The sequence below is a fragment of the Pseudomonas sp. GM17 genome, from assembly GCF_000282175.2.
GTDB lineage: Bacteria > Pseudomonadota > Gammaproteobacteria > Pseudomonadales > Pseudomonadaceae > Aquipseudomonas > Aquipseudomonas chlororaphis.
The window spans coordinates 5,555,413-5,579,067 of sequence record NZ_CP124732.1 but is presented as its reverse complement, the minus strand read 5'-3'; the positions used below and the strand labels follow the sequence as shown (position 1 = coordinate 5,579,067).

Genomic DNA, 23,655 nt, shown 5'->3' with positions numbered 1-23,655 from the left:
GAACCGGTCCGCTCATGGACGCTGCAAGCTATCCGGCCTGGGCCCAGCAGCTGATCCAGGATTGCAGCGAGAGCAAGCGCCGCGTGGTCGACCACGAACTGTACCAGCGCATGCGCGACAACAAGCTCAGCAACAAAACCATGCGCCAGTACCTGATCGGCGGCTGGCCGGTTGTCGAGCAGTTCGCCCTGTACATGGCGCAGAACCTGACCAAGACCCGCTTCGCCCGTCACCCCGGTGAGGACATGGCGCGGCGCTGGCTGATGCGCAATATCCGGGTCGAGCTCAATCATGCCGATTACTGGGTGAACTGGAGCCGCGCCCATGGCGTGAGCCTGGAAGATCTGCAGGCGCAACAGGTCCCACCGGAGCTGCACGCTTTGAGTCATTGGTGCTGGCATACCAGCTCCGCCGACTCATTGATCGTGGCGATCGCTGCGACCAACTACGCAATCGAGGGCGCGACGGGTGAGTGGTCGGCGCTGGTCTGCTCCTCCGGCGTGTATGCGGCGGCCTTTCCCGAAGAAGAGCGCAAGCGGGCGATGAAGTGGCTGAAAATGCATGCCCAGTACGACGATGCGCATCCTTGGGAGGCGCTGGAAATCATCTGTACCCTGGCCGGCATGAAGCCGAGCAAAGCCTTGCAGGGCGAGCTGCGCCAGGCGATCTGCAAGAGTTATGACTACATGTACCTGTTCCTGGAGCGTTGCATGCAACAGGAAAAGACCCCGGCGGCCCGTGAGCGGATGGCGCTGGTCGAAGGTTGAATGGCGGCCTCCGATGGAGGCGGCCCCAGCCATTCTCTCAGCCGGCCATCGCCAGGCGGTTGCGGCCTTCGCGCTTGGCCACATACAGCGCGCTGTCCGCACGGCGCAGCAGGCTCTCGGCTGATTCCCCTGGCAGCAGGGTCGAGCAACCCAGGCTGACCGTCAGCTCGATCAACTTGCCATCCGCCCAGTAATCCTTGGCCTGGGCCGCCTGGCGCAGTCGTTCTCCCACCATGGCGGCGGCATCGCGTCCGGTGTTGGACAGCAGGATCAGGAACTCCTCGCCGCCAAAACGAAACACCATGTCGACGTTGCGCAACTGCGCCTTGATGGCCGCGGCAACAGCCTTGAGCACTTCATCGCCGGCGCTGTGGCCGTGGCTGTCGTTGATTCTCTTGAAGTGATCGATATCCAGCATCAGCAGCGACAGTGGGTGCAGGTGGCGGCGGGCCATTTCGATTTCCCGTTGCAGCGTCTGGTCCATGGCGATCCGGTTGCCGGTATCGGTCAAAGGGTCGCGCAGGGCGCTACGGGTCGCGGCCCGATAGAGCAGAGCGTTGCGCATCGGATAAAGCAGGGTGGACAGCAGGGATTCCAGATGGCCCTGGTCCTGGTCGCTGAAACGCTGATTGCGCCGAAATACCAGCTCGCCCATGGTCTCGCCTTCATGGCTCAGGCTGTAGCTGATGGAGTGGCGGCCGCGCTGGCCGAACTCCAGGCGCAGGTCGCTGGGCTTGTGCTGGTAAACCAGGGCATCCAGGGGCACAAGGCGTTGGGTTTCGCGGAAGAACAGGCCGAGAATGCGTTGCGGCTCCAGGCTGGTCTGTAATTGCAGGCTCAGTTGCTGGCGCAACTGGGCAAGGCTGACCGGGCGTTGCAGGAGTGGTGACTGCTGGCCAAAGCCCAGGCGTTGCAATTTGGCGCTATTGAAGTCAATTGCGTTGGTCTGGGTCGGTATTTTCATATGGCGTGAGCCCCTGGGCACGTAATGCAGTCTTACTGGCTGGGTGAGAGCGGCTCATGGCTGCACGTCATACTGTTCCATCAGTCCCGTAGGACAAGCGATCACAGTCTAATCCGCTTTACGGGCCGTTATAAGCCCCGACTCGATCGTCGCTGAGTTTCGCCAATACACTGCCTATTTGAGGGAGATGAGAGCGAAAGTCATGCCATTCGCTTCATTCGATTAAAATGCTTTTGAATTCAGCGGGTTGGCTGACAGTGCCAAGGCTTGGTGTGGCCCGGGGTGGCATTTGTCTGGCGATGGCGGGGTGGAAGACTGCCGGGAAAGGAGTGCCGCGACGGTATTCCGCCGCGGCCAAAGAAAGGATTACTGGGCGTCGAATGCCTGGCCGTTGATCCCGGTACTGTCCGGACCCATGAGGTACAGGTAGACCGGCATAATCTCCTCGGGGGCCGGGTTGTTGCTCGGGTTTTCCCCCGGGTAGGCCTGGGCGCGCATGCTGGTGCGGGTAGCGCCCGGATTGACGCTGTTGGCGCGAACCGGTGCGACGCCGTCGACTTCGTCGGCCAGGGTTTGCATCAGGCCTTCGGTGGCGAATTTCGAAACGCCATAGGCGCCCCAGTAGGCACGGCCCTTGCGGCCAACGCTGCTGGAGGTGAACACCACCGAGGCGTCCTGGGACAGCTTGAGCAGCGGCAGCAGGGTACTGGTCAGCATGAACATGGCGTTGACGTTGACTTGCATCACCCGCATGAAGTTCTCGCCCGACAGCTGTTCCAGCGGTGTGCGCGGACCAATGATCGAGGCATTGTGCAGCAGGCCATCGAGGTGGCCGAACTCGGCTTCGACCATAGCAGCCAGTTCGTCGTACTGGTGCGGCAGGGCGGTTTCCAGGTTGAACGGAATCACCACCGGCTGAGGATGGCCGGCGGCTTCGATCTCGTCGTAGACCTGGGTCAGGTTGGCTTCGGTCTTGCCCAGCAACAGCACGGTGGCGCCATGGGCGGCGAAGGTCTTGGCGGCAGCGGCACCGATGCCACGACCGGCGCCGGTGACCAGGATGACCCGATCTTTGAGCAGTTCGGGGCGGGCGGAATAATCAAACATAAAAACCTCGGGAAATCAGAAGCGAAAGCCAGGGCAGATCAGCAGCTGCACAGCGCCTGGTCCAGGACCTGGCGCAGTTCCAGCGGATGATCGACCACCACATCGGCGCCCCAGTGCTTGGGATTGTCGTCCGGATGGATGTAACCGTAGGTCACGGCGGCGGTCCTGGTGCCTGCGTCGCGGCCCGATTCGATGTCGCGCAGGTCGTCACCGACGAACAGTACGCTGGCCGGGTCGAGGTCGAGCATCTTGCACGCCAGGATCAATGGTTCCGGATCGGGTTTGCTGTTCTTCACGTGATCCGGGCAGATCAGCAGGGCGGAACGTTCCGCCAGGCCCAACTGCTGCATGATTGGCTCGGCAAAGCGCACTGGCTTGTTGGTGACCACGCCCCAGAGCAGATTGGCCTTCTCGATATCGGCCAGCAGCTCGGCCATGCCGTCGAACAGTTTGCTGTGCACCGCGCAATGCTTGAGGTAACGCTCCAGAAACTCCAGGCGCAGCTCCTCGAACCCCGGGGATTCCGGGTCCATCGAGAAGGTCACGGCGACCATCGCCCGGGCGCCACCGGAGATTTCGTCACGGATATGTTTGTCTGCGATCGGCGCCAGGCCGCGGTCGGCGCGCATGGCCTGGCAGATGGCGATGAAGTCCGGCGCGGTGTCGAGCAGGGTGCCGTCCATGTCGAAAAGAACTGCTCTGATACGCATGGGCTTATTCCTCCCGCAGGGTTTGGATCATGTAGTTGACGTCGACGTCGGCGGCCAGCTTGTAGTGCTTGGTCAGCGGGTTGTAGGTCAGGCCGATGATGTCCTTGACGGTCAGGCCGGCGTCACGGCTCCAGGCGCCCAGTTCGGAAGGTCGGATGAATTTCTTGAAGTCATGGGTGCCGCGCGGCAGCAGCTTCATGATGTATTCGGCGCCGATGATGGCGAACAGATAAGCCTTCGGATTGCGGTTGATGGTGGAGAAGAACACCTGGCCGCCGGGCTTGACCATGCGAAAGCACGCGCGGATCACCGAGGAGGGGTCCGGCACGTGCTCGAGCATTTCCAGGCAGGTGACGACGTCGAACTGCTCGGGCATTTCCTCGGCCAGGGCTTCGGCGGTTATCTGCCGATACTCGACGTTTACCCCGGACTCCAGTTGATGCAGTTGTGCCACCGCCAGCGGGGCCTCGCCCATGTCGATACCCGTTACCGTGGCGCCGCGCTGGGCCATGGCTTCGCTGAGGATGCCGCCGCCGCAACCGACGTCGAGGACTTTCTTGCCGGCCAGGTTGACGCGTTCGTCAATCCAGTTGACCCGCAGCGGGTTGATATCGTGCAGCGGTTTGAATTCGCTCTCGCGGTCCCACCAGCGATGGGCGAGGGCTTCGAATTTGGCGATTTCGGCGTGGTCGACGTTACTCATGGGTAATCCTCTGAATCTGGAAAATTCTGGCTGTCGGTCTCGAGCCGGGGCTCGAGGGTTCCTGCTATTCGGTATGGCCGCTGATGCGCCGGCCCCAGGCTGTCGCCGTGGCGTGCAGCTGTTGTTCGTCCAGGCGCGTCAGGCGCCGGTCGTCGAGCAATTGCTTGCCGGCGACCCAAAGGTGTTTCACGCAATCGCGGCCGGTGGCATATATAAGCTGCGAAACCGGGTCATAGATCGGTTGCTGCGCCAGGCCGGACAGGTCAAAGGCCACCAGGTCCGCGGCCTTGCCGAGTTCCAGCGAGCCGATCTCGCTCTCCAGGCCCAGGGCCCGCGCGCCGTTGAGGGTGGCCATGCGCAGCGCCTGGTGGGCATTCAGGGCGGTGGCCGAGCCTGCCACGGCCTTGGCCAGCAATGCGGCGGTGCGGATTTCACCGAGCAGGTCCAGGTCGTTGTTGCTGGCGGCCCCGTCGGTGCCTACTGCAACATTGACGCCAGCCTGCCACAGCCGTTCCACCGGGCAGAAGCCGCTGGCCAGTTTCAGGTTCGACTCCGGGCAATGAATGACATTGCTATTGGTTTCTACCAGCAAAGCCAGGTCGTCATCGCTGATTTGGGTCATGTGTACGGCCTGGAAGCGCGGCCCGAGCAGTCCCAGTCGCGCCAGGCGGGCCAGGGGCCGCTCGCCGTGCCGGGCGACGGCCTGTTCCACCTCGAAGGCGGTTTCATGGACGTGCATATGAATGGAGGCATCGAGTTCTTCGGCAATGATCCGGATCTTCTCCAGGTTTTCGTCGCTGACCGTGTAGGGCGCGTGGGGACCGAAGGTGATCTTGATGCGCGGATGATGCTTGAGGTCGCTGAACAGCTCGACGCCCTGGCGGATGGCCTCGTCGGCGCTGTGGGCGCCCGGAATCGGAAAGTCGAGGACCGGAATGGCGATCTGCGCCCGAATGCCGCTGTTGTGCACGCGCTCGCTGGCAACCTTCGGAAAGAAGTACATGTCGGAAAAGCAGCTGATGCCGCCTTTGAGTTGTTCGGCGATGGCCAGGTCGGTACCGTCGCGGACGAAGGCTTCATCGACCCATTTGGCTTCGGCGGGCCAGATGTGGTTCTCCAGCCAGGTCATCAATGGCAGATCGTCGGCCAGGCCGCGGAACAGGGTCATCGCCGCGTGGCCGTGGGCGTTGATCAGGCCAGGGCTGAGCAGCATGCCCGGCAACTCGCGGACCTCGGCAGCCTGCAGCTTCAAGGCCGCGGCGCGCGGGCCGATGAACACGATGCGGCCGTCGCGGATACCCAGGCCGTGCTCCTTGAGCACCACGCCGGCCGGTTCAACAGGCACCAGCCAGGTCGGCAACAGGAGTAGGTCGAGCGCAACGACAGGGTTCGGCATCGAAGATCGGTTCCAGGGCGTTTGTGGAGGATGGCGAAGTATACCCGAGCGTCTTCGCCGGGGGATCGCTATAATCGGCGGCTTTTGTTCATGAGTGCGGGGTGAGGGATGCGCGATCGACTGTTGGCAGCGGAGAAGGTGAAGGCCATCGATTGGCGGGATGACGCCCTGTATCTGCTCGATCAGCGTATTTTGCCCTTCGAGGAAAGCTGGATTGCCTACACCAGCGCGGCTGGCGTCGCGCAGGCCATTCGCGAAATGGTGGTGCGTGGCGCGCCGGCGATCGGTATCAGCGCAGCCTATGGTGTGGTCCTGGCAGCGCGCGCGCGTTTTGCCGCCGGTGGTGCCTGGCAGGCGGCGATGGAAGAAGACTTCGCACTGCTCGCCGATTCGCGTCCGACCGCGGTCAACCTGTTCTGGGCGCTGAACCGCATGCGTGAACGCCTGGAGCGCCTCAAGGGCCACGCCGACCCGCTGGCGGTGCTGGAGGCGGAAGCCCTGGCCATTCATGAAAGCGACCGCGAAGCCAACCTGACCATGGCCCAGTTGGGTGTCGACCTGATTCGCCGGCATCAGGGCAATGCCCAGGCCATCCTGACCCACTGCAACACCGGCGCCCTGGCGACCGGCGGCTTCGGAACGGCCCTGGGGGTGATTCGCGGGGCCTTTATCGAAGGTATGGTCGAGCGGGTGTATGCCAATGAAACCCGTCCCTGGCTGCAAGGCTCGCGGCTGACTGCCTGGGAGCTGGCCAACGAGGGCATCCCGGTGACCTTGAATGCCGACTCCGCTGCCGCGCACATCATGAAAACCAAGGGCGTGACTTGGGTGATCGTTGGCGCCGACCGCATTACCGCCAATGGCGATGTGGCGAACAAGATCGGCACCTATCAGCTGGCGGTCAATGCAATGCACCACGGCGTGCGTTTCATGGTGGTCGCGCCGAGTTCGACCATCGACATGGCCCTGGCCAGTGGCGAAGACATTCCGATCGAGGAGCGTGATGGCAAGGAGTTGCTCGAGGTCGGTGGCAAGCGGGTAGGGGCGGATGTGCAGGCCTACAACCCGGTATTCGACGTCACCCCGGCGGACCTGATCGACGCCATCGTTACCGAGAAAGGCATAGTCGAGCGTCCCGATACTGCGAAAATGGCCCAATTGATGTGCCGCAAGCGCTTGCACTGAGATCGTTTTGCAAAAGGTTTCGCTGACGGCTGCCGTGGGGTGGTCGTCAGTCCGGGAAAAAATCCGCATTTACGCACGAAATCAGCCTCTGAGCTTCTCTCGTCTCTTATCAGCCTGTCATCGGTCAACTAACTATGCTCCATGCGCATCAGGGGGATAGGTGCGTGGCGGCGATTGTGATAACATCCGGCGGTTTCCAAGGTGGTCCGAAGTGACCGCCTTCACTGCGCAAATCCATGGCATAACTTGTTGATTTGTCGTAAGTCGGTGCATGGCACTAGGCCTGCAGCGGCGAGCTTCGTTCGTCCCATATGGATGTGACGAAGTTTCACCAGAAAAAGGAATCAGGCTTCTCATGGGCGAACTGGCCAAAGAAATCCTCCCGGTCAATATCGAAGACGAGCTGAAACAGTCCTATCTCGACTACGCGATGAGCGTAATCGTCGGGCGGGCACTGCCTGATGCGCGCGATGGCTTGAAGCCCGTGCACCGGCGTGTGCTGTACGCGATGAGCGAGCTCGGTAACGACTGGAACAAGCCGTACAAGAAATCTGCCCGTGTTGTCGGTGACGTGATCGGTAAGTATCACCCGCACGGTGATACCGCGGTGTACGACACCATCGTTCGTATGGCCCAGCCATTCTCCCTGCGCTACCTGCTGGTAGACGGCCAGGGTAACTTCGGTTCGGTCGACGGCGACAACGCGGCGGCCATGCGATACACCGAAGTGCGCATGACCAAGCTGGCGCACGAGCTGCTGGCCGACCTGCACAAGGAAACCGTGGACTGGGTGCCGAACTACGACGGCACCGAGCTGATCCCCGCGGTCATGCCGACCAAGATCCCCAACCTGCTGGTCAACGGTTCCAGCGGTATTGCCGTGGGCATGGCGACCAACATTCCGCCGCACAACCTCGGCGAAGTCATCGACGGTTGCCTGGCCCTGATCGACAACCCGGAGCTGACCGTCGATGAGCTGATGCAGCACATCCCGGGCCCGGACTTCCCGACCGCGGCGATCATCAATGGTCGCGAAGGCATCATCGAAGCCTACCGTACCGGTCGCGGGCGCATTTACATGCGTGCCCGCTCGATCATCGAGGACATCGACAAGGTCGGTGGCCGCCAGCAGATCGTCATCACCGAGCTGCCTTACCAACTGAACAAGGCGCGTCTGATCGAGAAGATCGCCGAGCTGGTCAAGGAGAAGAAGCTCGAAGGCATCACCGAGCTGCGCGACGAGTCCGACAAGGACGGTATGCGCGTAGTGATCGAGCTGCGTCGTGGCGAAGTGCCGGAGGTGATCCTTAACAATCTCTACGCCCAGACCCAGCTGCAGAGCGTGTTCGGTATCAACATCGTTGCGCTGATCGACGGTCGTCCGCGGATCCTCAATCTGAAGGACCTGCTGGAAGCCTTCGTGCGTCACCGTCGTGAAGTGGTGACCCGCCGCACCGTGTTCGAACTGCGCAAGGCTCGTGAGCGTGGTCACATTCTCGAAGGCCAGGCCGTTGCCCTGTCGAACATCGACCCGGTCATCGCCCTGATCAAGGCCTCACCGACCCCGTCGGAAGCCAAGGAAGCGCTGATCAGCACGCCTTGGGAATCCAGCGCGGTGATGACCATGGTCGAGCGTGCCGGCGCGGATTCCTGCCGTCCGGAGAACCTCGATCCGCAATACGGTCTGCGCGACGGCAAGTACTTCCTGTCGCCAGAGCAGGCGCAAGCCATTCTGGAATTGCGTCTGCACCGCCTGACCGGCCTCGAGCATGAAAAACTGCTGGCCGAGTACCAGGAGATCCTCAACCAGATCGGCGAACTGATCCGCATCCTCAACAGCGCCACGCGCCTGATGGAAGTGATCCGCGAAGAGCTGGAAGTGATTCGCGCCGAATACGGCGATGTGCGTCGCACCGAGATCCTCGATGCCCGTCTCGACCTGACCCTGGGCGACATGATCCCGGAAGAAGAGCGCGTCGTGACCATTTCCCACGGCGGCTATGCCAAGACCCAGCCGCTGGCCGCGTACCAGGCCCAGCGTCGTGGCGGCAAAGGCAAGTCGGCAACCGGCGTCAAAGATGAGGACTACATCGCTCACCTGCTGGTGGCCAACAGTCACACCACGCTGTTGCTGTTCTCCAGCAAGGGCAAGGTCTACTGGCTGAAAACCTACGAAATCCCCGAGGCTTCCCGTGCCGCCCGTGGTCGTCCGCTGGTCAACCTGCTGCCGCTGGATGACGGTGAATACATCACCACCATGCTGCCGGTCGAGGAGTACACCGAGGGTCACTACATCTTCATGGCGACCGCCAACGGCACCGTGAAGAAGACCCCGCTGGAATCCTTCAGCCGTCAGCGCAGCGTCGGTCTGATCGCGCTGGAGCTGGACGAGGGCGACGTGCTGATTTCCGCCGCGATCACCGATGGCGAGCGCGAAGTCATGCTGTTCTCCGATGGTGGCAAGGTGACTCGCTTCAAGGAGTCCGACGTTCGTGCCATGGGCCGTACCGCCCGTGGTGTGCGTGGCATGCGTCTGCCGGAAGGGCAGAAGCTGATCTCCATGCTGATTCCGGAAGAAGGCAGCCAGATCCTCACCGCTTCGGCGCGGGGTTATGGCAAGCGCACGGCGATCACCGAGTTCCCTGAGTACAAGCGTGGCGGTCAAGGCGTTATCGCCATGGTCAGCAATGAGCGTAACGGCCGTCTGGTCGGCGCGGTCCAGGTGCTCGACGGCGAGGAAATCATGCTGATTTCCGACCAGGGCACCCTGGTGCGCACCCGGGTCGACGAAGTGTCCAGCCTGGGCCGTAACACCCAGGGTGTGACCTTGATCAAGCTGGCCAGCGACGAAACGCTGGTAGGCCTGGAGCGGGTTCAGGAGCCGTCGGAAGTCGAAGGCGACGAATTGGAAGACGAGGATGGCGAGGTGCTCGAGGGCGCCGTGCTGGATGCGGCGACCGACGCGGATGATGCCGTCGAAGGCCAGCAGGCTGACGCCGCGGGCGAAGAAGAGTCGCAAGACTAAATAAATCGTAGCAGGGCAGAGTGTTTGCTCTGTCCGCTACCGTGAATGCATAGCGAGAGTGGATGTGAGCAAACGAGCCTATAACTTCTGCGCAGGTCCCGCTGCGCTACCTGAAGCTGTCCTGTTGCGTGCCCAGGCCGAATTGCTGGATTGGCATGGCAAGGGCCTGTCGGTCATGGAGATGAGCCATCGCAGCGATGAGTTCGTCTCCATCGCCACCAAGGCCGAGCAGGATCTGCGTGATCTGCTGAATATCCCCTCGAACTATAAAGTGCTGTTTCTGCAAGGCGGCGCCAGCCAGCAATTTGCTCAGATCCCTCTGAACCTGTTGCCGGAAAATGGCACGGCCGACTATATCGACACCGGTATCTGGTCGCAGAAAGCCATTGAAGAAGCCTCGCGCTACGGCCATGTCAATGTGGCTGCCACCGCCAAGCCTTACGATTACTTCGCCATCCCTGGCCAGAACGAATGGCAGATGTCGAAAGACGCGGCCTACGTGCACTACGCGCCGAACGAAACCATCGGCGGCCTGGAATTCCAGTGGATCCCGGAAACCGGCGACGTTCCGCTGGTGGCCGACATGTCTTCCGACATCCTCTCGCGCCCTGTGGATATCTCCCGTTTCGGCATGATCTATGCCGGCGCGCAGAAAAACATCGGCCCGAGCGGCATCCTGGTCAATATCGTTCGCGAGGACCTGCTGGGTCGCGCGCGCGCGCTGTGCCCGACCATGCTCGACTACAAGGTCGCGGCGGACAACGGCTCGATGTACAACACTCCGCCGACCCTGGCCTGGTACCTGTCCGGCCTGGTGTTCGAGTGGCTCAAGGAGCAGGGTGGGGTGGAAGCCATCGCCAAGCTCAATGACGTCAAACAGCGCACCCTGTACGACTTCATCGACGCCAGCGGCCTGTACAGCAACCCGATCAACAAGTCGGACCGCTCGTGGATGAACGTGCCGTTCCGCCTGGCCGATGACCGTCTGGACAAGCCGTTCCTGGCCGGCGCCGACGCGCGCGGCCTGCTGAACCTCAAGGGGCACCGTTCGGTAGGCGGCATGCGCGCCTCCATTTACAACGCTGTCGACATCAATGCGGTCAACGCGCTGGTGGCCTACATGGCAGAGTTCGAGAAGGAACACGGCTAATGTCTGAGCAAGAACTCAAGGCACTTCGCCTGCGCATCGACGCTCTGGACGAGAAAGTCCTGGAGCTGATCAGTGAGCGCGCGCGCTGCGCCCAGGAAGTCGCGCGAGTAAAGATGGCCTCGCTGGCCGAAGGCGAAGTGCCGGTGTTCTATCGTCCTGAGCGTGAAGCTCAGGTGCTCAAGCGGGTGATGGAGCGCAATCAGGGGCCGTTGGGCAACGAAGAGATGGCACGGCTGTTCCGTGAAATCATGTCGTCCTGCCTGGCGCTCGAGCAGCCGCTGAAAGTGGCTTACCTCGGTCCGGAAGGTACCTTCACCCAGGCCGCGGCCATGAAGCACTTCGGTCACGCGGTGATCAGCAAGCCAATGGCGGCGATCGACGAAGTGTTCCGTGAGGTGGCGGCGGGAGCGGTGAACTTTGGCGTGGTGCCTGTGGAAAACTCCACCGAGGGTGCGGTCAACCACACCCTCGACAGTTTCCTGGAGCACGACATGGTGATCTGCGGCGAGGTCGAGCTGCGTATCCACCATCATCTGCTGGTCGGTGAAAACACCAAGACTGACAGCATCAGCCGCATCTACTCCCATGCTCAGTCCCTGGCGCAGTGCCGCAAGTGGCTGGATGCCCATTATCCGAATGTCGAGCGGGTGGCGGTTTCTAGCAACGCCGAAGCGGCCAAGCGGGTCAAGGGCGAGTGGAACTCGGCAGCCATCGCCGGCGATATGGCGGCGAGCCTGTATGGCTTGACCCGTCTGGCCGAGAAAATCGAGGATCGCCCGGACAACTCCACGCGCTTCCTGATGATCGGCAACCAGGAAGTGCCGCCGACTGGCGACGACAAGACCTCGATCATCGTTTCCATGAGCAACAAGCCCGGCGCTCTGCATGAGCTGCTGGTGCCTTTCCATGACAACGGTATCGATCTGACGCGTATCGAAACCCGGCCTTCGCGCAGCGGCAAGTGGACCTATGTGTTCTTCATCGACTTCGTCGGCCACCACCGCGATCCATTGATCAAGGGTGTGCTGGAAAAGATCAGTCAGGAAGCAGTGGCACTCAAGGTGCTGGGTTCCTACCCGAAAGCGGTTCTCTGAGGCTTTAACAATGAGTGGCGACTTCCTCGCTCTGGCACAGCCGGGCGTGCAACAACTTTCGCCTTACGTTCCGGGCAAGCCCGTGGACGAACTGGCACGCGAGCTGGATATCGATCCGGCGAAAATCGTCAAGCTGGCGAGTAACGAAAACCCGCTGGGCGCCAGTCCCAAGGCGTTGGCGGCGATTCGTGAAGAACTGGCCGAGCTGACCCGCTATCCGGATGGCAATGGTTTTGCGCTCAAAACCCTGCTGGCCGAACGCTGTGGCGTCGAGCTGGCGCAGGTCACCCTGGGCAATGGTTCCAACGACATTCTGGAGCTGGTCGCCCGTGCCTATCTGGCGCCTGGCCTGAATGCGGTGTTCAGCGAACACGCCTTTGCGGTCTATCCGATCGTTACCCAGGCCGTGGGGGCCGAAGCCCGTGTGGTTCCGGCTAAAGACTGGGGGCATGACCTGCCGGCCATGTTGCAGGCCATTGATGCCGATACCCGGGTGGTCTTTATCGCCAACCCGAACAATCCAACCGGCACCTGGTTCAGCGCCGAGGTGCTGGACGATTTCCTCCAGGACGTACCAGCGCATGTACTGGTGGTGCTGGACGAGGCTTACATCGAATACGCCGAAGGCAGCGATCTGCCGGATGGCCTGGATTTCCTGGCGGCCTATCCGAACCTGCTGGTTTCGCGAACCTTCTCCAAGGCCTACGGCCTGGCTGCGTTGCGCGTGGGTTATGGCTTGTCGGCTCCGACCGTTGCCGATGTGCTCAATCGCGTTCGCCAGCCCTTCAATGTCAACAGCCTGGCCCTGGCGGCGGCGTGTGCGGCGCTGGAGGATACCGATTACCTGGCCGAGAGCCGTCGCTTGAACGAGGCGGGAATGCAGCAGTTGGAAGCCGGCTTCCGGGGGCTGGGCCTGAGCTGGATCGCTTCCAGGGGTAACTTCATTGCGGTGGATGTCGGGCGGATTGCCGCACCGGTGTTCCAGGGTTTGTTGCGTGAAGGGGTGATCGTGCGTCCGGTGGCCAACTACGGCATGCCGAATCACCTGCGCGTGACCATTGGCCTGCCGGCTGAAAACGCCCGTTTCCTCGAGGCTTTGGCCAAGGTTCTGGCTCGTGGTTGATGTCATTCCAGTGCAACCTGCGGTGCCTATGATCGGTCGCCTGGTGGTGGTCGGTCTGGGACTGATCGGCGGTTCCTTTGCCAAGGGCCTGCGTGAAAGTGGCGTATGTCGTGAAGTGGTCGGTGTCGATCTCGATCCGCAATCGCGCAAGCTGGCCGTTGAGTTGGGTGTGGTGGATCGCTGTGAAGAAGACCTGGCGCTGGCGTGCCGGGGCGCTGATGTGATCCAGCTGGCGGTGCCGATTCTGGCCATGGAAAAGTTGCTGGCGATTCTGGCAGGCATGGATCTGGGGCAGGCGATCCTGACCGATGTCGGCAGCGCCAAGGGCAATGTGGTGCGAGCGGCGACCGAGGCTTTTGGCGGCATGCCGCCGCGCTTCGTCCCGGGGCATCCGATCGCCGGTTCCGAACAGAGTGGGGTGGAAGCCGCCAATGGCCAGTTGTTCCGTCGCCACAAAGTGATCCTGACGCCGCTGGAGCAGACCGATCCGGCAGCGCTGGCGGTGGTCGACAAACTCTGGCGGGAGCTGGGGGCGGATGTCGAGCATATGCAGGTCGAGCGCCACGATGAAGTGCTGGCGGCGACCAGTCATCTGCCGCACTTGCTGGCGTTCGGTCTGGTCGATTCGTTGGCCAAGCGCAGTGAAAATCTGGACATCTTCCGCTACGCTGCGGGCGGTTTCCGTGATTTCACGAGAATCGCCGGTAGTGACCCGGTCATGTGGCACGACATCTTCCTCGCCAATCGCGAAGCTGTCCTGCGCACACTCGATACATTTCGCAACGACCTCGACGCCTTGCGCGACGCGGTCGATGCAGGGGATGGGCACCAGTTGTTGGGCGTATTCACTCGCGCCCGGGTTGCTCGCGAGCATTTCAGTAAAATCCTGGCCCGTCGGGCCTATGTGGACGCTATGAACTCCAATAACCTGATTTTCCTGGCAAATCCTGGTGGCCGCCTGACTGGGCGGATTCGTGTACCAGGCGACAAGTCGATTTCTCACCGTTCGATCATGCTCGGCTCCCTGGCTGACGGTACTACTGAAGTCGAAGGCTTCCTCGAGGGCGAAGACGCTCTGGCGACGCTGCAGGCTTTCCGTGACATGGGCGTGGTGATCGAAGGTCCGCACCATGGTCGCGTGACCATTCATGGCGTCGGCCTGCATGGCTTGAAGCCGGCTCCGGGGCCGATCTACCTGGGCAACTCCGGCACCTCGATGCGCCTGCTGTCCGGCCTGTTGGCCGCGCAGAGTTTCGATAGCGTGCTGACGGGCGATGCATCGCTGTCCAAGCGTCCGATGAATCGCGTAGCCAATCCGCTGCGCGAGATGGGGGCGGTCATTGAAACCGCAGCGGAAGGGAGTCCACCGATGACCATCCGTGGTGGCCACAAGCTCAAGGGCCTGACTTACACCATGCCAATGGCCAGTGCCCAGGTTAAGTCCTGCCTGCTGTTGGCTGGCCTGTACGCCGAAGGCAAGACCACTGTGACCGAGCCTGCGCCAACCCGCGATCACACCGAGCGCATGCTGCGCGGCTTCGGTTACCCGGTAGCGGTCGACGGCGCCACGGCCTCGGTCGAGTCCGGCGGCAAGCTGCAGGCGACCCATATCGAAGTGCCTGCGGATATCTCCTCGGCGGCCTTCTTCCTGGTGGCTGCGTCCATCGCCGAAGGTTCCGAGCTGGTGCTCGAGCATGTTGGTATCAACCCTACTCGTATCGGGGTAATCGATATCCTGCGCCTGATGGGGGCTGATATCAGCCTGGAAAACCAGCGTGAGGTCGGCGGCGAGCCTGTGGCGGACCTGCGGGTTCGCGCGGCGAAGCTCAAGGGGATCGAGATTCCGGAAGAGCTGGTCCCGCTGGCGATCGACGAATTCCCGGTGCTGTTCGTTGCCGCAGCCTGCGCTGAAGGGCGTACCGTGCTGCGTGGCGCCGAAGAGTTGCGGGTCAAGGAGTCCGACCGCATCCAGGTAATGGCCGATGGTTTGCTGGCCCTGGGCGTCAAGTGCGAGCCGACGCCGGACGGTATCATCATCGATGGCAGCCAGATTGGCGGCGGCGAAGTGCACGGGCATGGCGATCACCGTATCGCCATGGCTTTCAGCGTGGCTTCATTGCGTGCCAATGCGCCAATTCGCATCCATGATTGCGCCAACGTTGCCACGTCCTTCCCGAACTTCCTTGCGCTATGTGCACAAGTCGGCATTCGTGTTGCGCAAGAGGCCCAGTCGTGAACATCAAGGCGCCAGTCATCACCATTGATGGGCCAAGTGGCTCGGGCAAGGGCACCATTGCCGGGATTCTGGCCAAGCGCTTGGGCTGGTGCCTGCTGGATTCCGGTGCCCTGTACCGCTTGCTGGCTTTTGCCGCGCGCAATCATGGTGTCGACCTGACCAATGAGGAGTCGCTGAAACTGCTGGCGGCTCATCTGGATGTGCAATTCGTCGGAGCGACCGAAGGTCATCCGCAACGCATCATTCTGGAAGGTGATGACGTCACCGACGACTTGCGCAACGAGCAGGTCGGCGCCTGGGCCTCCCAGGTTGCGGCGCTGCCGGCCGTGCGCGACGCGCTGTTGCAGCGTCAGCGAGCTTTTCAGGAACCGCCGGGGCTGGTGGCCGATGGGCGCGACATGGGGACAGTGGTATTTCCCGATGCGCCCCTGAAGATATTCCTCACCGCAAGTGCCGAGGAGCGCGCGCGCCGTCGTTACTTGCAGTTGAAGGGAAAAGTCGATGGTGTTAGTCTGTCGAGTCTGCTAGATGAGATTCGTGCGCGCGATGAGCGCGACACCCAGCGAGCAGTCGCCCCGCTCAAACCGGCGGTTGACGCTATACAGCTGGATTCCACGGAGTTGTCCATCGAGCAGGTGCTGGAACGCATCCTGAGCGAAATCGCCATTCGCGATATCGCCGGGTGACCAAGGAGGAGCGCAGGGGACCAGTCATAGTCCTGCGGTCCTTCTTTTATATGAACGTAACCCACATTGTCTGGGATGTGGCAGATGGGCGTATTCTTCGCCCTTATCAACAGGAATTAAAATGAGCGAAAGCTTTGCGGAACTCTTTGAAGAAAGCCTAAAAACCCTGAACCTTCAGGCAGGCTCCATCATCACCGGTGTTATCGTCGACATCGACTACCAGGCGCGTTGGGTAACCGTTCACGCTGGTCTGAAGTCTGAAGCGCTGATCCCGCTTGAGCAGTTCTACAACGATGCTGGCGAACTGTCCATCAATGTTGGTGATGAAGTTCACGTTGCTCTGGATTCGGTTGAAGACGGCTTTGGCGAAACCAAGCTGTCCCGTGAAAAAGCCAAGCGCGCTGAATGCTGGATCGTTCTGGAAGCAGCCTTCGCAGCCGAAGAAGTGGTCAAGGGCGTTATCAACGGTAAGGTTAAAGGCGGCTTCACTGTCGACGTTAACGGCATCCGTGCGTTCCTGCCAGGTTCTCTGGTTGACGTCCGTCCAGTGCGCGACACTACGCACCTGGAAGGCAAAGAGCTCGAGTTTAAAGTCATCAAGCTCGACCAGAAGCGCAACAACGTTGTCGTTTCCCGCCGTAGCGTCCTCGAAGCCGAGAACTCCGCTGAGCGTGAAGCTCTGCTGGAATCCCTGCAGGAAGGTCAGCAAGTCAAAGGTATCGTCAAAAACCTCACCGATTACGGCGCATTCGTCGATTTGGGTGGCGTCGATGGCCTGCTGCACATTACCGACATGGCTTGGAAGCGCATCAAGCATCCTTCCGAAATCGTCAACGTTGGCGACGAGATCGATGTCAAGGTTCTGAAGTACGATCGCGAGCGCAATCGTGTTTCCCTGGGCCTGAAGCAGCTGGGCGAAGATCCATGGGTTGCTATCAAAGCCCGTTACCCAGAAAGCACTCGCGTTACCGCTCGTGTAACCAACCTGACCGACTACGGCTGCTTCGCTGAGCTGGAAGAAGGTGTTGAAGGTCTGGTGCACGTTTCGGAAATGGACTGGACCAACAAGAACATCCATCCTTCGAAAGTCGTACAAGTCGGCGACGAAGTGGAAGTTATGGTTCTGGACATCGACGAAGAGCGTCGTCGTATCTCCCTGGGCATCAAGCAGTGCAAATCTAACCCATGGGAAGATTTCTCTGGCCAGTTCAACAAGGGCGATAAAATCTCCGGCACCATCAAGTCGATCACCGATTTCGGTATCTTCATTGGTCTGGACGGTGGCATCGACGGTCTGGTTCACCTGTCCGACATCTCCTGGAACGAAGTGGGCGAAGAAGCCGTACGCCGCTTCAAGAAGGGCGACGAGCTGGACACCGTTATCCTGTCGGTTGACCCAGAGCGTGAGCGCATCTCCCTGGGTATCAAGCAACTGGAAAGCGATCCGTTCTCCGAGTACGTTCAAGAGAACGACAAGGGTGCAATCGTTAAGGGTGTTGTAAAAGAAGTTGACGCCAAAGGCGCCATCATCACCCTGGCCAACGATATCGAAGCGACTCTGAAAGCCTCCGAAATCAGCCGTGATCGCATCGAAGATGCTCGTAACGTCCTGAAAGAAGGCGAAGAAGTTGAAGCCAAGATCATCAGCGTTGACCGTAAGAGCCGTGTAATCCAGCTCTCGATCAAGTCGAAAGATGTTGAAGACGAGAAAGAAGCTATCCAGAGCCTGCGCGACAAGCCAGCTGCTTCGGATATCGCTGCTGGTCCTACCACTCTGGGCGACCTGTTGCGTGCACAGATGGAAAAGCAGAACTAAGTTCTGTCAGACCATAGAAAAAGGGCGACTTCGGTCGCCCTTTTTTGTGTCTGCGATTTGGGTTCTGGCTTGCATCTGTCGAGGGGGGAAGCCAATAGAGTCATTCGGGTGTCTATTTTCTTAAGCGGATCAATAACCTATTTAGGGCTAGGCTTGCTTGAGCTGAATGATGGTGGGGCGATTGCCCGGTATAAGGAGGTAGATGAAGAGTCTCATTGTGGTTTTCGCAGTTCTTCTAGTCTTGGTGGGCTGTACGACCAATGCCAAGGTCCATGCAGTCCGTGGTGTCAGCGGTATCGAGATCGATTGCTCCGGTCTTGGGGCTGGATGGGACAAGTGCTACAAGCGTGCTGAGCGTGAATGCAAGGGGGATGGCTATAAGGTCATTACCAGGTCTAGTGATGCCAAGGACGAGGAGGGTGACTATCCCTTTGGCTGGAATCCTGCGGGTTACCTCACTCGGACCATGCTTGTCATATGCCGCTAGTAGGATGGCGTGGTGGGAGGTCAAATTGCTGCGGAGTTTTCGTTTTAGGCGCTGTTGAATGCCCTCGTTTGTGGCGTTTTAGCAAGGGGGGAGATAAGTCAATGCTTGGGCTGTTCAAAATCCCCCGGTCGTGCTAAAACCTTTGAAGCGCTTATCTAGCTGCTTGAAAAAGAAGGGAAAAATATGACGAAGTCGGAGTTGATCGAACGAATTGTCACCCATCAAGGGCTACTCTCATCCAAGGATGTGGAGCTGGCCATCAAGACCATGCTTGAGCAAATGTCCCAGTGCCTGGCGACCGGAGATCGTATCGAGATTCGGGGCTTTGGTAGCTTTTCACTGCACTACCGTGCGCCGCGTGTCGGGCGTAACCCGAAGACTGGCCAGTCCGTCAGCCTAGACGGGAAGTTCGTTCCTCATTTCAAGCCGGGCAAAGAGCTTCGGGATCGGGTGAATGAAGAAGATGAGGAGGAAGGGCTTTGACCATGTCAGTTCAAGGGGGGGGGCATGCGTAATCTCAAGCGTGTACTTCTTGCCGTGCTTATTCTTTTGCTTGTTCTGGCGATCCTTGCTTTTGTGCTTGAGAACCAGCAACCCGTCTCTTTGTTATTCCTTGGCTGGGCTGGACCACAGCTTCCGGCGTCGTTGGTCGCAATCGCTGCCTTATTGTTTGGCATGTTAATCGGTCCACTGTTGGGTTGGCTAGTTGGCTTTACGATTAGAGGGCGGCGCAGGCGCTTGGTCTAACTGGGTTGGCGGCACGGCTCGCTCCTTTCGTGGCATGGGATTAACCATATCCTTGTAAGACCTTCTTCTAAATGTGAAATGTAGCGTTTGCGCAGATGGTGAGTGATTACAATACCATCCAAATGGACTATTTTTATAGGTGATTGCTTCGGCGGTAGGTCCTGCATTCATGGATTAGACGGTGCCATTAAGGTGATTCTGTCGGCAACTCAAGGGTATGGTGTCGCGTGAAAACTCTAATAATCAGTGCAGCCGAATTTATCGGCTCTGTAGTCATTTGTAACTTGCGCTGAGTTGAGCGTTTCATCTTTTCGAATAGTAACGTTCAGTTGGTACAAGCAGGAATGATATGCCAGTGAAATATCCTAAGATCGCAGTTTTGCTGGCGGCCTATAATGGCATGCAGTGGATCGAAGAGCAGTTGGTCTCGATCCTTGGTCAGTCAGCAGTCGACATAACCATCTACATAAGTATTGACCCTTCTACTGATGGAACAGAAGCTTGGTGCGTGCTCTACGCCGCGGAACATCCTCGCGTTGTCGTGCTACCAGGCGCTGGCAGCTTTGGTGGCGCCTCGCGTAATTTCTTCAGGCTGATCCGCGATGTCGATTTTAGAGGGTACGATTTCATCGCCTTTGCCGATCAAGATGACGTTTGGCATTCGGACAAACTGCAGCGTGCAACCCAGGTGCTTCAAACTCATCGCGTGGATGCCTACTCCAGTAACGTCACTGCCTTTTGGCCAGACGGCAGAACTCTTCTGCTGGACAAAGCGCAGCCTCAGGTTACCTGGGACTTTCTGTTTGAAGCGGCCGGTCCCGGCTGTACTTACGTGCTGAGTCAAAACCTTGTAGGGCTGTTGAAGGCTTCGATGCTCGTGAACTGGCAGCTATTGCAAGATGTCAGCTTGCATGACTGGTACTGCTATGCCTTTGCTCGTAGCCATGGTTATCGCTGGTTCATCGATTTCGTACCATCAATGGACTATCGCCAGCACGAGCGTAATCAGGTTGGTGCCAATACTGGATTGAGCCCATTGATAGCCCGCTATAAAACCATTCATGACGGTTGGTGGTTCAATCAAGTGCAACTGATAGCTCGTCTGGTGGGGCAGAGCGCCGACCCGTTCGTGAAAACTTGGTTGCAGTTGCGACGCCGGCAACTGATCAAGCTATCTTTCAGTGCTTGGAAATGCCGGCGTCGGGTCCGCGACAAGGTATTTTTCTTTTTTATCTGCTGGGCTACTGCGTTGATAGGGAATAAAACGCAATGACAGCCTTAAAGGTATTGGTGACAGGGGCAAGTGGGTTTGTCGGTGAAGCCGTAGTCTTTCGTCTATTGCTGGACAAGAGGTTTACCCCAATCGCGGCGGCTCGAGGGGTAACGCGATTGTGTGGTTTATGCTCGGTAGCCTCCTTTGATCTGACCGGCCCCAAGGCTTTGCCCTTGTTAAATAATGTACATGTGATCATTCATGCAGCTGCTCGTGTTCATGTGATGAATGAAACGGCTGTGGACGCTTTGGCCGAATTTCGCAAGGTCAACGTGGAAGGGACCCTCAGGCTGGCACAGCACGCTGCCGCATCAGGGGTAAAGCGCTTCATCTTCATCAGTTCTATCAAGGTCAACGGTGAAAGCACTATCCCGGGAAAATCGTTTAAAGCCGATGATTCTCCGGCCCCAGTTGATCCTTATAGTGTGTCCAAGCATGAAGCGGAGGAGGCCTTGAGAAAGCTTGGTCAAGAGACTGGCGTGGAGGTGGTAATCATCCGCCCGCCATTGGTCTATGGGCCGGGAGTCAAAGCTAATTTCCTGAGTATGCTAAGTTGGCTCAATAGAGGTATACCGTTGCCATTGGGCGCGATTCGTAACCAGCGGAGTCTGGTGGCAATCGGAAACTTGGTAGACTTGGTAGTTACTTGCATCGATCATCCTGCTGCTGCGAATCACACTTTCTTGGTCTGCGACGGTGAATGCTTATCTACAACCCAATTGTTGCGACGTCTGGCCAAGGCGTTGGGCAAAAATGCCCGATTGCTGTGGCTGCCTGAGTCTCTATTGAAACTGGCAGCCTCAATACTGGGAAAGCAAGCCGTTGTCCAGCGACTATGTGGGTCGTTACAGGTCGATATCAGCAAGAATCGCGAGTTGTTGGGGTGGACTCCTCCCATCAATATGGACAAAGCTATGCGGCAGACTGCTAGCTATTATCTGGATAAACAAGTGAAATGATTTTTTGGTGGCTGCTACTTGCGGTATTTGCAATTTCTTGTGTACTGACACTCGTCCTGCGACGTTACGCTCTAGCTAAGAGCTTGATGGATATACCCAACGAGCGCAGTTCTCACTCAATTCCTACACCTCGTGGTGGAGGCGTGGCCATCGTTATCGCCTTTGTGCTGGCGCTTCCCATTCTTACTAGCCTCAACCTGCTGAGCTTTGCTGCATTGTATGGCCTTCTGGGCTCCGGCCTGCTTGTCGCAGTTATTGGTTTCGCCGACGACCATGGGCATATCGTTGCCAAATGGCGACTGCTGGGGCACTTCATTGCGGCGGCGTGGGCGTTGTTCTGGCTAAACGGCCTCCCACCAATGTCGATCTTTGGGGGCATACTTGATCTGGGGTGGTTTGGTAATGTTTTGGCCCTGGTCTATCTGGTCTGGATGCTTAACCTTTATAACTTCATGGATGGCATTGATGGTTTAGCCGGTGTTGAAGCGATTAGCGCCTGCCTGGGAATCTGTCTGGTTTATTGGCTTGGCGGGGTCGCCGAGCTGATCTGGATGCCATTGATTCTGGCAGCCTCGGTGGCAGGCTTTCTTTGCTGGAATTTCCCCCCTGCGCGGATCTTTATGGGCGATGCGGGGAGTGGCTTTCTTGGTTTTCTTCTAGGCGGATTGGCGCTTCAGGCGGCTTGGGTAGTTCCTGAGTTATTCTGGAGTTGGATGATTTTGCTAGGGGTATTTATCGTCGATGCCACTTGGACATTGATCAGGCGATTTGCTCGGGGAGATAAAGTATTTCAAGCTCATCGAAGCCATGCTTATCAATATGCATCGCGCCGTTTTGCTAGCCATAAAGTCGTTACATTTGGTGTTGCGGCTATTAATCTCGTGTGGTTGGCTCCATTGGCCGTTCTTGTGGCTAAAGGAGGGCTGTACGGAGTTGAAGGTGTGTTGTTGGCCTACCTTCCGTTATTTGCTCTGAGCTATCTATTTGATGCTGGTGCGCTTGAGTGTGATAAGCAGCGCTGACAAGTATGTATTGCTGCATGCTCAAATGTTGACTTTTGCTGCTAATTCAGGGGGGGGGCATGATGGGCTGAGAGGGGTGTGTTTGTGTTGGGTAAGGGCGGGGGGGGCGACGATAGGTCAATAATCGGATTGTATCTATAGTGATTTGCTGTGATAATTCTGAAATTTTTAAATTTCTTATCCGAATTGCCTGTAGGGATATCCAGTTCGTTCATGAAGGAATGTTGTGTCTATTTTTATGCTGAATACTCCTTCTAGTCTGTGGTCAAACGATCTTTGCACGGCAAAAGTCGCGATTTTGATGTGTTCGTATAACGGTGAGTCCTTTCTGAGTGAGCAGCTTGAGTCAATTGAGCGGCAGAGTTACCGCAATTGGACCTTGATGGTCTCTGATGACGGCTCTCAAGATAGGACGCTAACGATCTTACAGGCGTACGGTGATCGTTGGGGCAGCGGGCGTTTGAGTGTTGCAATGGGGCCCAAACGAGGCTTCGTGGCCAATTTCCTCTCGCTGACCTGTCGTACAGATATCGAAGCCGATTTTTTTGCGTGGTCAGATCAGGACGATATCTGGGGCGAAGACAAGCTTCAGGTGGCGTTGGATTGGTTGCAGACAATTCCTGCGCAAGTCCCTGCGCTTTATTGTGGTCGTACCCAATTGGTCAGTGACTCTGGCGCAACAGTAGGTTACTCACCATGTTTTTCTCTTCCCCCACGCTTTGCCAATGCACTCGTTCAGAGTATTGCTGGTGGTAATACCATGGTTTTTAACCAGGCTGCCCGTGTCCTTATTCGTGAGGCGGGAGCAGGCGTGAAGATCCCTTCTCACGACTGGTGGGCGTATCTGTTGGTAACCGGTGCGGGAGGCGTTGTTTACTACGACCCCGAACCGAAAATGCAGTACCGCCAGCACGATGAAAATCTGATTGGCAGTAATTCCGGTTGGGCGGCTAGCCTGGTTCGGTTACGAATGGTTTTTCAAGGACGCTTTTATGAGTGGAGTGAGCAGAATATTCATGCGCTCGAGGCCATGCAACATCGTCTTTGCGAAGAGCATCAAGTGACCCTTGCTCGCTTCAAGGGCGCGCGGGGTCAAACGTTATTTCGACGAGTTCTGGGGATCCGGTTGGCCGGCCTGTATCGGCAAACTTTTTTAGGAAATCTGGGGCTCATCCTCGCAACTCTACTGAAAAAGATCTGAATTA

At 58.6% G+C, this 23,655-nt stretch carries 21 protein-coding genes; 16 read left to right on the top strand and 5 right to left on the bottom strand.

The window, feature by feature from the left end:
- The first annotated feature begins 14 nt into the window (after positions 1-14).
- Entirely contained in the window at positions 15-767 is a 753-nt protein-coding gene (locus PMI20_RS24715; protein WP_219734992.1) for an iron-containing redox enzyme family protein, read from the top strand.
- Between the two features lie 37 nt (positions 768-804).
- Here PMI20_RS24715 and PMI20_RS24710 read toward each other — a convergent pair whose 3' ends face one another.
- From PMI20_RS24710 to PMI20_RS24690, 5 genes are all read right to left on the bottom strand, one after another.
- Positions 805-1,731, bottom strand: a complete 927-nt coding sequence (locus tag PMI20_RS24710) for a GGDEF domain-containing protein (protein WP_007932216.1) — start codon at positions 1,729-1,731, stop codon at positions 805-807.
- Positions 1,732-2,097: 366 nt separating this feature from the next.
- Positions 2,098-2,838 (bottom strand): YciK family oxidoreductase, encoded by a 741-nt coding sequence (locus PMI20_RS24705; protein WP_007932214.1) that lies wholly within the window; start codon positions 2,836-2,838, stop codon positions 2,098-2,100.
- Between the two features lie 38 nt (positions 2,839-2,876).
- Entirely contained in the window at positions 2,877-3,548 is a 672-nt protein-coding gene (gene mupP, locus PMI20_RS24700; protein ID WP_007932213.1) for an N-acetylmuramic acid 6-phosphate phosphatase MupP, read from the bottom strand.
- Between the two features lie 4 nt (positions 3,549-3,552).
- Positions 3,553-4,251, bottom strand: coding sequence for a bifunctional 2-polyprenyl-6-hydroxyphenol methylase/3-demethylubiquinol 3-O-methyltransferase UbiG (ubiG, locus tag PMI20_RS24695; protein WP_007932212.1), 699 nt, complete (start codon positions 4,249-4,251; stop codon positions 3,553-3,555).
- 64 nt (positions 4,252-4,315) lie between these two features.
- Positions 4,316-5,647 (bottom strand): TRZ/ATZ family hydrolase, encoded by a 1,332-nt coding sequence (locus tag PMI20_RS24690; protein WP_007932211.1) that lies wholly within the window; start codon positions 5,645-5,647, stop codon positions 4,316-4,318.
- 108 nt (positions 5,648-5,755) lie between these two features.
- Between PMI20_RS24690 and mtnA the strand changes: the two genes are divergently transcribed.
- The 15 genes from mtnA (at position 5,756) to PMI20_RS24615 (ending at position 23,651) form a co-directional block, all read left to right on the top strand.
- The gene (mtnA, locus tag PMI20_RS24685; protein WP_007932210.1) at positions 5,756-6,832 is read left to right on the top strand and encodes an S-methyl-5-thioribose-1-phosphate isomerase; all 1,077 of its coding nucleotides are present in this window, start codon (positions 5,756-5,758) and stop codon (positions 6,830-6,832) included.
- 355 nt (positions 6,833-7,187) lie between these two features.
- Entirely contained in the window at positions 7,188-9,857 is a 2,670-nt protein-coding gene (gene gyrA / locus PMI20_RS24680; RefSeq protein WP_007932208.1) for a DNA gyrase subunit A, read from the top strand.
- 64 nt (positions 9,858-9,921) lie between these two features.
- Positions 9,922-11,007, top strand: coding sequence for a 3-phosphoserine/phosphohydroxythreonine transaminase (gene serC, locus PMI20_RS24675; protein WP_007932199.1), 1,086 nt, complete (start codon positions 9,922-9,924; stop codon positions 11,005-11,007).
- On the top strand, positions 11,007-12,101 hold the full coding sequence (gene pheA, locus PMI20_RS24670) for a prephenate dehydratase (protein WP_009045010.1): 1,095 nt from the start codon (positions 11,007-11,009) through the stop codon (positions 12,099-12,101). The genes serC and pheA overlap by 1 nt, the downstream gene beginning before the upstream one ends.
- 10 nt (positions 12,102-12,111) lie before the next feature.
- On the top strand, positions 12,112-13,224 hold the full coding sequence (gene hisC, locus PMI20_RS24665) for a histidinol-phosphate transaminase (RefSeq protein WP_007931313.1): 1,113 nt from the start codon (positions 12,112-12,114) through the stop codon (positions 13,222-13,224).
- Between the two features lie 28 nt (positions 13,225-13,252).
- A complete protein-coding gene (locus PMI20_RS24660; protein WP_007931315.1) occupies positions 13,253-15,460 on the top strand; it encodes a bifunctional prephenate dehydrogenase/3-phosphoshikimate 1-carboxyvinyltransferase in 2,208 nt (735 codons plus the stop codon).
- Positions 15,457-16,146: a (d)CMP kinase gene (cmk, locus tag PMI20_RS24655; protein ID WP_007931317.1), complete on the top strand. Its 690-nt coding sequence runs from the start codon at positions 15,457-15,459 to the stop codon at positions 16,144-16,146. The genes PMI20_RS24660 and cmk overlap by 4 nt, the downstream gene beginning before the upstream one ends.
- 121 nt (positions 16,147-16,267) lie before the next feature.
- The gene (gene rpsA / locus PMI20_RS24650; RefSeq protein WP_007931318.1) at positions 16,268-17,962 is read left to right on the top strand and encodes a 30S ribosomal protein S1; all 1,695 of its coding nucleotides are present in this window, start codon (positions 16,268-16,270) and stop codon (positions 17,960-17,962) included.
- Between the two features lie 202 nt (positions 17,963-18,164).
- Complete coding sequence (locus tag PMI20_RS24645) at positions 18,165-18,449, top strand: hypothetical protein (RefSeq protein WP_007931319.1); 285 nt, start codon at positions 18,165-18,167, stop codon at positions 18,447-18,449.
- A gap of 183 nt (positions 18,450-18,632) precedes the next feature.
- On the top strand, positions 18,633-18,932 hold the full coding sequence (gene ihfB / locus PMI20_RS24640; protein WP_007931320.1) for an integration host factor subunit beta: 300 nt from the start codon (positions 18,633-18,635) through the stop codon (positions 18,930-18,932).
- A gap of 24 nt (positions 18,933-18,956) precedes the next feature.
- Positions 18,957-19,196: a LapA family protein gene (locus PMI20_RS24635; RefSeq protein ID WP_037035913.1), complete on the top strand. Its 240-nt coding sequence runs from the start codon at positions 18,957-18,959 to the stop codon at positions 19,194-19,196.
- A gap of 349 nt (positions 19,197-19,545) precedes the next feature.
- Entirely contained in the window at positions 19,546-20,469 is a 924-nt protein-coding gene (locus PMI20_RS24630; RefSeq protein WP_007931321.1) for a glycosyltransferase, read from the top strand.
- The gene (locus PMI20_RS24625) at positions 20,466-21,428 is read left to right on the top strand and encodes a UDP-glucose 4-epimerase family protein (RefSeq protein ID WP_007931322.1); all 963 of its coding nucleotides are present in this window, start codon (positions 20,466-20,468) and stop codon (positions 21,426-21,428) included. Before PMI20_RS24630 ends, PMI20_RS24625 begins: the two co-directional genes overlap by 4 nt.
- Positions 21,425-22,450, top strand: coding sequence for an MraY family glycosyltransferase (locus PMI20_RS24620; protein WP_007931324.1), 1,026 nt, complete (start codon positions 21,425-21,427; stop codon positions 22,448-22,450). The genes PMI20_RS24625 and PMI20_RS24620 overlap by 4 nt, the downstream gene beginning before the upstream one ends.
- Positions 22,451-22,676: 226 nt before the next feature.
- On the top strand, positions 22,677-23,651 hold the full coding sequence (locus PMI20_RS24615; RefSeq protein WP_007931325.1) for a glycosyltransferase family 2 protein: 975 nt from the start codon (positions 22,677-22,679) through the stop codon (positions 23,649-23,651).
- Positions 23,652-23,655: the final 4 nt, after the last annotated feature.